The following is a 7,452-nucleotide window of genomic DNA, read 5'->3' on the forward strand; positions in this document are numbered from 1 at the left end:
CCATGGCTGATTTTGACAAATCACAACATACCGGCGCCGGGGCGCCGTGGGTGCTGGTTGCAGATGACGACCCTGCCACGCGTCTGCTGCTGCGCAGAAAACTGGAAAAAAGCGGCTATCATGTTATCTGCGCCAAAACCGGCAAAGAGGCGGTGGAACAGCTCTCCGACAACATCGCCTCAGCGGTTCTGGATCTGAAAATGCCCGAAGGCGACGGGCTATACTGCCTCCGCTACATCCGGCAGCACTATCCGGACATGGCCCCGCTGATGCTCACGGCCAGCGAAAACATTGCCAATGCGGTGGAGGCCATGAAACAGGGAGCACTTGATTATGTGATCAAGCCCTTTAATCCCGGACAGGTGGCCGCCCTGGTGGACAAGTCCGTGGAAACCTGCCGCCAGACCCGGCGCCTGAAAACAGCGGAAAAAAAGCTGGAGCAGGCCCGGCAGCACCAGCTTTTCGTGGCCACACAGATCCAGCACACCCTGCTTCTGGGCCGCCCCCCTGCGGATCTGCCCGGCATGCAGATCGCCCGCATGACCATTCCCTCCCAGCAAATTGACGGGGATTTCTACGATTTCATCCAACTGAGCCCGGACAGCCTCGACGTGGTGGTGGCTGATATCATGGGCAAGGGGATCATGGCGGCATTCATGGCCGCTGCCCTGAAAAGCGCGTTTTTGCGGGTGATCAACAAAACCCGATCCCTGCCGGGACAAAAAGGCCAACCCGATCCGGAACAGATCGTGGCCGGGGTTCACCGCCATATGATCGAACAAATGAAGGAGCTGGAAACCTTTGTCACCTTTTGCTACGGCCGGTTTGATCTTGTGCGGCACCGGTTTGTTTTCGTGGATTGCGGCCATGTCCGGACCATTCATTGGAAAAAAGCCGAAAGCCGCACCCACCTGCTCAGCGGGGTGAACATGCCCCTGGGTTTTCCGGAAACCGCCCCGTTTCAGCAGATGACCGTTTCTTTTGCCCCGGGCGACATGTTTGTGTTCTATTCCGACGGGGTGACCGAAGCGGCCGATCCGGATGGGAACTTATACGGAGAAGACCGGCTGGCGGCCCTGGTGGAGAAAAACGCGGAAATGGATGGAAATGCCATGATTACTGCCATTTACAACGACGTGGTGGATTTTACGGGAACAGAAGTGTTTTCAGACGATTTTACCTGCGTGTGCGCAACAATCCAACCCCAAAACCGGCCGGACCGGGCCTTGTCTTCCAGGTCTTTAAGCATTGACAGCGACCTGGAAAACCTGAAAAAGTTGCGATTCTTTATCCGGAGTTTCTGCCGGGAACACGGGGCCGGCAGCCTGGATGAACTTCGCATCTCTCAGCTGGAAGTGGCGGCAACCGAGTTGGTGGCCAATATCATCAAACATGGCCTGGACCAGGCTGCCGGCCACGAAATCCATATTATTGCAACCGTTTATACAGACCGCATTGAAATGGAGTTCCGTGATCCCGGAAAATCATTTGATCCCACATCCATAGCGCCCCCGGTGCTTGACGGGACACGTGAAAACGGCATGGGCTGCTACCTGATTTCCCAGTTTGTGGATCACATCTCTTACCACCGGGATAAAGCTGCTGGCGTCAATTCGGCCCGCATCCAAATCCTGCTGTTTGCAAAGGATTGACATGACGTTTCTCCAGGCCATTGCTTTAGGAATCATCCAGGGGGTGACCGAATTTCTGCCGGTGAGCAGTTCCGGTCACCTTGTATTGTTTCAAAATCTGCTGGGCCTTAAAGACCCGGAACTGGCCTTTGACGTGGCTGTGCACATGGGCACGCTGGCGGCCGTGTGCATCTATTTTCGCAAAGACATTGCCGCCATTGTGACGCAAACCGGAAAATGGCTGTTTAACAGCCAATGGCGCAGCCGGCAGGCCGCGCCTTCTGAAGTGCGCATAGCAGGCCTGATCATTGCCGGATCGATCCCCACGGCGATCATGGGCATAGGGTTTCACGGCATTGGGGATCTGCTTTTTTCCTCGGTGCTGCTTGTGGGATTCATGCTGATTGTCACGGGCTTTTGGATGTGGTTTACCCGGTATAAACAGCAGCCGGACCTGCCAAATTCCGGTCCCGGTACCGGCAGTGCCCTGCTGATCGGCATTGCCCAGGGTATGGCCATTATTCCGGGTGTTTCGCGCTCCGGGGCCACCATAGCCGCAGCCCTTTACCTGGGCATTGACCGGACCACTGCGGCCCGGTTTTCGTTTCTGCTATCCATTCCGGCCGTTGCCGGGGCCGCATTGCTCAACGCAATAGACGCACCCATTACCGGAACCGCCCGTCTGCCGGTAATCCTGGCAGGAACAGCTGCTGCCGGGACCATGGGATATGCCGCCCTGTCGCTGCTGGTATACCTGGTGAAAAAAGGAAAACTGGCATTTTTTGCTCCCTATTGCTGGATCATGGGGGGTTTGATTGTCATCCTGGCATGGTGAACATGAAACCTGCACTTTTTGAAACCACAGTTCTTCTGGGCGTTCCCATTGACAACCTGGGACTGGATGAAGCCGTGGACCGGATCTTTTCCATGGCGGATGCCTATGCAAGAGACGGCCGGCCCCGCCTTGCCGTGGCTGTGGATGCCGATACCATAATCAGACTAAATGCAAAACCAAATGCCCCTTTCGGGCAGAGCCGGGACTGGATTAACGCCATGCGCCATTCGGACCTGATGATGCCCATGGGCCGGGCCACTGCCTGGGCAGCCCGCAGTATGGGCACCCGGCTCAAGCCGCCCTTTTCCGGGGATCAATGGTTTGACAAGTTTCTGAGGCTTGCTGAGAAAAAACAAAAAAGCCTGTTTCTGGTGGGCCACAGCAGCCGGGAGGTAAATGCCGCAGCCGATCTGGTCCAAGCGGCCTATCCGGATATCCGGCTGGCGGGCTGGGTGGCATTTGGCAGCCGCCACAACCCAAAACCGGACAACACCCCTGAAACCGGGTTGCTCGATGAAATCAACAGCTCCTACGCAGACTTTCTTCTCATTGACCTGCAGGACCCGCGGGTTGGATCCTGGCTGGCCCGGCACCGGCATCGGCTAAACATGCCCGTCATTCTTGCGTTTACCGGCTCACGGCAGATCACATCAGCCATTGCCAAACACCTGCAAGGCAAGGACGGAAATATTTCCCTGTTTTTTTACAGTATTTGGCGCCACTTTTTTCACACACCCGTGGTATTTGGATTTAAAATTCTGCCCATTGTCCTCTACCAGCAGTACCAGCACCTGGCCCATAAGCTGTTTCATGTCCGTCTGCCAACCGCTTCGGTAAAAGCCAGCATGTCCCGCTCCCCGCAAGGGACCATTTTAAAAATCATTGTCCTGCCCGATCCCCTGGACGCATCTGTTATCGGGGAGATCAAAGATGAACTCAAAAGCATGATCCGCCAGACACCCAAAATTGTCCTTGATCTTTCCGGTGTTTATTTCATGGATTCCTCCGGACTCGGCCTGCTGCTTGCCCTGTGGCGCACAGCCGCGGCCGAAAACCGGCAGATTTTCCTTGTGGGCGTCCGCCCCCCGGTTTACCGGTTTTTCAAAGTCAGCCGCACTTTAGATTTTTTCGAAAAAAGCATTCTGCCGAACCAGGATGCAGTCATTGAACTTTTGTCCCGCAACTCCCAGGGCTCCTCGTTTTATTATCTTGCAGTAATCCGGGGTAATGCCACGGTCTTTCATCTCTACGGCCAGCTCGACGCCCCCAGTGCCGCGGGTATGGACATGGAATCGGTCATCGAAACCATAGGGGATCGAAACGCCATATTTAATCTGGCGGGCTTAAAATTTATTGACAGCGCGGGCATGCATCTGTTTATTCAGATCCAGCGCCATGCGGCAAGAAACGGCCACACCTGCATTTTCTGCGGCCTCACGCCCCCGGTGCAACAGATGTTTGAAATTTTACGACTTGACAAACTCTTTGTCGTCACTGAAAACGTTCGTGCTGCCGAAAAACTGCTGCCAGACAGTATTTAAAAACCAAACTGAGCGTTTCCAATTTTTAAAACTTAAAAATCGATCCGTTTAGGTAAAACAAACCCAAGGAGATGTTTTTTCTATGAACACCTGCTCTTTAACCCAATTTCTCGAAGCCCTGGAACCCTGGCTGTCATCGGATTACATTCGCAAGGGCCGCATTGATGAAAACGGCGACGTGGTGCTCATGTTCACCGACGGGGTCAAAAACGTCTACCGCATCACTGACTGCGACCAGGCCCAGCTCGACAATATCATTGAAAAAATCCGAAGCAAGGGCATTGCATTTGAGGCCTGAAAAGCCCAGAAGTCTGCAGACAGCCGCGGGGGGCCGGAACGGCTTGGAAAGATTTCTTCATACAGCCATGACGCAAAAGGAACACCATTTATATGGCATTGATCAGCATGCAGGAGGTCAGCTGGGGGGTTGGCCGGCCATATCTGCTCGACAGGATAACCGGCAACATTGAAAAAGGAGAGCGGGTCGGGCTTCTGGGCCGCAACGGGGCGGGAAAATCCACTCTGCTGCGCTTGATCAGCGGCCAAATTTTGCCTGACGCCGGAAAAATTGCCCGTCAGCACGGCATCCGGGTGGCCGCCCTGGAACAGGAGGTGCCCCGGGGCTTTGATGGTACCATTTTTGAGGTTGTGGCCCGGGGACAGGGAAAAACCGGTGAAGCACTGGCCGAATTTCACCGAACAGGCCGGGGCCTGCAGACTGCCGGGGATTGCACACAGGCGCAAAAACGTGAAGACCTCCAGCACCTGCTGGATACCACAGAAGGCTGGTCTCTGCAGCAGCAAGTTCAAAGCATTTTATCGCGCACGGGAATAGACGGGGACACGGATTTTAATGAACTGTCCGCGGGCATGAAGCGGCGGGTTTTATTTGCCCGGGCCCTGGCCCGGGACCCGGATCTGCTGCTGCTTGACGAACCCACCAATCACCTTGACATCGACACTATCGTCTGGATGGAAGAATTTCTGCTGCGCCATGTCAAAACACTGCTTTTTGTCACCCATGACCGGGCTTTCCTGGAACGGATCGCAACCCGGATCATGGAGATTGACCGGGGCCGCCTGATCTCCCATGCCTGCGACTACCCGAAGTTTCTGCAGCGCCGCCAGGCCGAGCTTGATGCAGAAGAGCAGCAGGAACGCAATTTTGACAAAAAACTGTCCCGGGAGGAAGCCTGGATCCGGCAGGGGGTGAAAGCCAGACGCGCGCGCAACCAGGGCCGGGTGCGCGCCCTACAGCAAATGCGTGAAAGGGTCCGCCGGCGCCGGGCCGGCACGGGTGAGGCGCGCATGGAACTTCAGGAAGCCGAAAGAACCGGAAAAATCGTCATCCGGGCCAAAGGCCTGACCCATAACTACGACAACACCCCGATTGTGGACAACTTTTCCACCATGATCATGCGCGGGGATAAAATCGGCATTATCGGTCCCAACGGGGCGGGGAAGACCACCCTGATCCGGCTGCTTTTGGGCGAAATCAGCCCTGGTTCCGGCAACGTACATCACGGCACCCGTCTCCAGCCCGCTTATTTTGACCAGCTCCGGGCCCGCCTGGATGAGCAGAAAACGGTCAAGGAAAACATTTCTTCAGACAATGATTTTATCGTGTTCAACGGGCGCAGGCGGCACGTGATGGGCTATCTGCAGGACTTTCTTTTTTCTCCCGAGCGTAGCCGCACTCCGGTCCACGTGCTTTCCGGCGGGGAGAGAAACCGCCTGATGCTGGCAAAGCTGTTTACCCGGCCCGCCAACCTGCTCGTGCTCGACGAACCCACCAATGACCTGGATGCCGAAACCCTGGAACTCCTTGAAGAACTGTTGGTTTCCTTTGAGGGAACCCTGCTGATGGTCAGCCATGACCGGCGATTTTTAAACAATGTGGTCACCAGCACCATGGTTTTTGAAGGCAGCGGAAAGATCACTGAATATGCCGGGGGCTATAATGATTGGCTGGCCCAGCGCCCGGCGCCCGGCAATTCTGAGCCCGGGGACCGATCCCAAAAACCGCAGTCCCGGAAAACGCCTGCTGCGGCCAGATCCAAAGGATTGAACTTTCATCAGAAGCGGGAATTAAAAGCCCTGCCCGAAACCATTGAAACATTGGAAGCCGAACAAGACAGTCTTCAGGCGGTCATGGCCGGGCCGGATTTCTACAAGCAGGACCGGCAAACCATTGTGGCCCATCAAAACCGGCTCAAGACCGTGGAAAAACACATCGCCGAAGCCTACCGGCGGTGGGAGCGCTTAGAAGCATTTGCAAAATAAAGAACTGTACTTATCGGGATCCAAAAACCCGCTTTAGCAAATCAGTGGTCTGTTTGGCCGGGTCCTGACGAATGGCGGATTCTTCTTCTGCCATGTAATGAAAAATCCCCTCTATGCCCTTTTCAGTGGCATAATCGGTGAGGTTGGCCTGGACATCCGGAACAAAGGGCATGGACTGATACTTGCTCATCAGCTTGTCATAGGCCTGAACAGCTCCGGCCTCGGAGAGCTTGTCCCTGATCACCGGCCGCATTTTATCGGCCAGGGGATCGGCCATTTTGTCCCTGAAATAACGGGTGGCGGAATCCTCCGGGCCCTTGTAGATCTGTTTGGCATCCGCAAATGTCATTTCCGCGATGGCGTCCAAAAAAAGCGCCCTTGCTTCCGGAACGGCTTTTTCCGCGGCCCGGTTGAGCTTTAATTCCAGATCATCGACCAAATAGGACATCCCGACTTTTTCCAGGGTTGTCTGAACAACCGAAAATTGTTCCGGCAGGGGGATATGCACATCCGGGTCCGCGTTAAACCCGCCTTCCTGTCCCAGCTGCGCCACAACCTTTTTGGCACCCATGGTCAGGGCCTGCTTAAAAGCCTGGCTGATTTCATCGGAACTCAGAGCACTGGCAGCAGACCCGGCTTCATCCCCGGAACCGGAAAAAAATTTAAGCCCCTTTTCAAAGAGGTTTTCCGCATTCGCCGGGTTCACCACCCAGGCCGAAAGGGCGACTGCGCATATCACGACAACACACTGGTATTTTTTTATTTTCCATGGAAACAACAGCATACCATCCCCCCCCGGATGAATCATGAAATTGATGCGTCCTGTTTAAAAAACCAATCCCTGTTTGTTCAACCATAGCCCTTGTGTGAAGAAAATCAAACAACAACCCGAAGTTTGATACTTCTTTACCAGTGCAGATCAATGAATGCAGGCGGAAACCATCGGATTTGCTGAGAGCGGAAAAAGGACGAAAAAAAAGCGCCTGAAAGGGTGAATGGTCCCTTTCAGGCGATTTATGAAACAAGAGACCAAAAGCAAAACCGTGTCTGAAAGCAGTTCCATCCATGAGCGCAGGTTTACGGTTTTTGCAAGCCTCTTGAAATTGTTGGCGTCCCCAAGGGAATTTGAACCCCTGTCGCCGGCGTGAAAGGCTGACGATAG

At 54.7% G+C, this 7,452-nt stretch carries 7 protein-coding genes; 5 read left to right on the top strand and 2 right to left on the bottom strand.

What is annotated here, in order from left to right; translation table 11 throughout:
* The first annotated feature begins 2 nt into the window (after positions 1-2).
* The 5 genes from R6U41_RS05370 (at position 3) to R6U41_RS05390 (ending at position 6,290) form a co-directional block, all read left to right on the top strand.
* Positions 3-1,652: a SpoIIE family protein phosphatase gene (locus R6U41_RS05370; protein WP_410268805.1), complete on the top strand. Its 1,650-nt coding sequence runs from the start codon at positions 3-5 to the stop codon at positions 1,650-1,652.
* Between the two features lies 1 nt (position 1,653).
* Positions 1,654-2,466, top strand: a complete 813-nt coding sequence (locus tag R6U41_RS05375) for an undecaprenyl-diphosphate phosphatase (protein ID WP_410268806.1) — start codon at positions 1,654-1,656, stop codon at positions 2,464-2,466.
* A gap of 2 nt (positions 2,467-2,468) precedes the next feature.
* A complete protein-coding gene (locus R6U41_RS05380; RefSeq protein WP_410268807.1) occupies positions 2,469-4,007 on the top strand; it encodes an STAS domain-containing protein in 1,539 nt (512 codons plus the stop codon).
* Between the two features lie 82 nt (positions 4,008-4,089).
* Positions 4,090-4,305, top strand: a complete 216-nt coding sequence (locus R6U41_RS05385) for a hypothetical protein (RefSeq protein ID WP_410268808.1) — start codon at positions 4,090-4,092, stop codon at positions 4,303-4,305.
* Positions 4,306-4,397: 92 nt separating this feature from the next.
* Complete coding sequence (locus tag R6U41_RS05390; RefSeq protein WP_410268809.1) at positions 4,398-6,290, top strand: ATP-binding cassette domain-containing protein; 1,893 nt, start codon at positions 4,398-4,400, stop codon at positions 6,288-6,290.
* Between the two features lie 10 nt (positions 6,291-6,300).
* Here R6U41_RS05390 and R6U41_RS05395 read toward each other — a convergent pair whose 3' ends face one another.
* Together R6U41_RS05395 and R6U41_RS05400 are read right to left on the bottom strand one after the other, a co-directional pair.
* Complete coding sequence (locus R6U41_RS05395) at positions 6,301-6,996, bottom strand: DUF4197 domain-containing protein (protein ID WP_410268810.1); 696 nt, start codon at positions 6,994-6,996, stop codon at positions 6,301-6,303.
* On the bottom strand, positions 6,965-7,452 hold a 488-nt coding region (locus R6U41_RS05400; protein WP_410268811.1), incomplete at its 5' end, for a hypothetical protein. The genes R6U41_RS05395 and R6U41_RS05400, both read right to left, overlap by 32 nt.

The sequence above is a fragment of the Desulfosalsimonas sp. genome, assembly GCF_046483245.1.
Lineage (GTDB): Bacteria > Desulfobacterota > Desulfobacteria > Desulfobacterales > Desulfosalsimonadaceae > Desulfosalsimonas.

Coding starts and splice junctions, on each gene's coding strand:
- R6U41_RS05370 (WP_410268805.1), top strand. CDS start 3: ATGGCTGATTTTGACAAATCACAACATACCGGCGCCGGGGCGCCGTGG.
- R6U41_RS05375 (WP_410268806.1), top strand. CDS start 1,654: ATGACGTTTCTCCAGGCCATTGCTTTAGGAATCATCCAGGGGGTGACC.
- R6U41_RS05380 (WP_410268807.1), top strand. CDS start 2,469: ATGAAACCTGCACTTTTTGAAACCACAGTTCTTCTGGGCGTTCCCATT.
- R6U41_RS05385 (WP_410268808.1), top strand. CDS start 4,090: ATGAACACCTGCTCTTTAACCCAATTTCTCGAAGCCCTGGAACCCTGG.
- R6U41_RS05390 (WP_410268809.1), top strand. CDS start 4,398: ATGGCATTGATCAGCATGCAGGAGGTCAGCTGGGGGGTTGGCCGGCCA.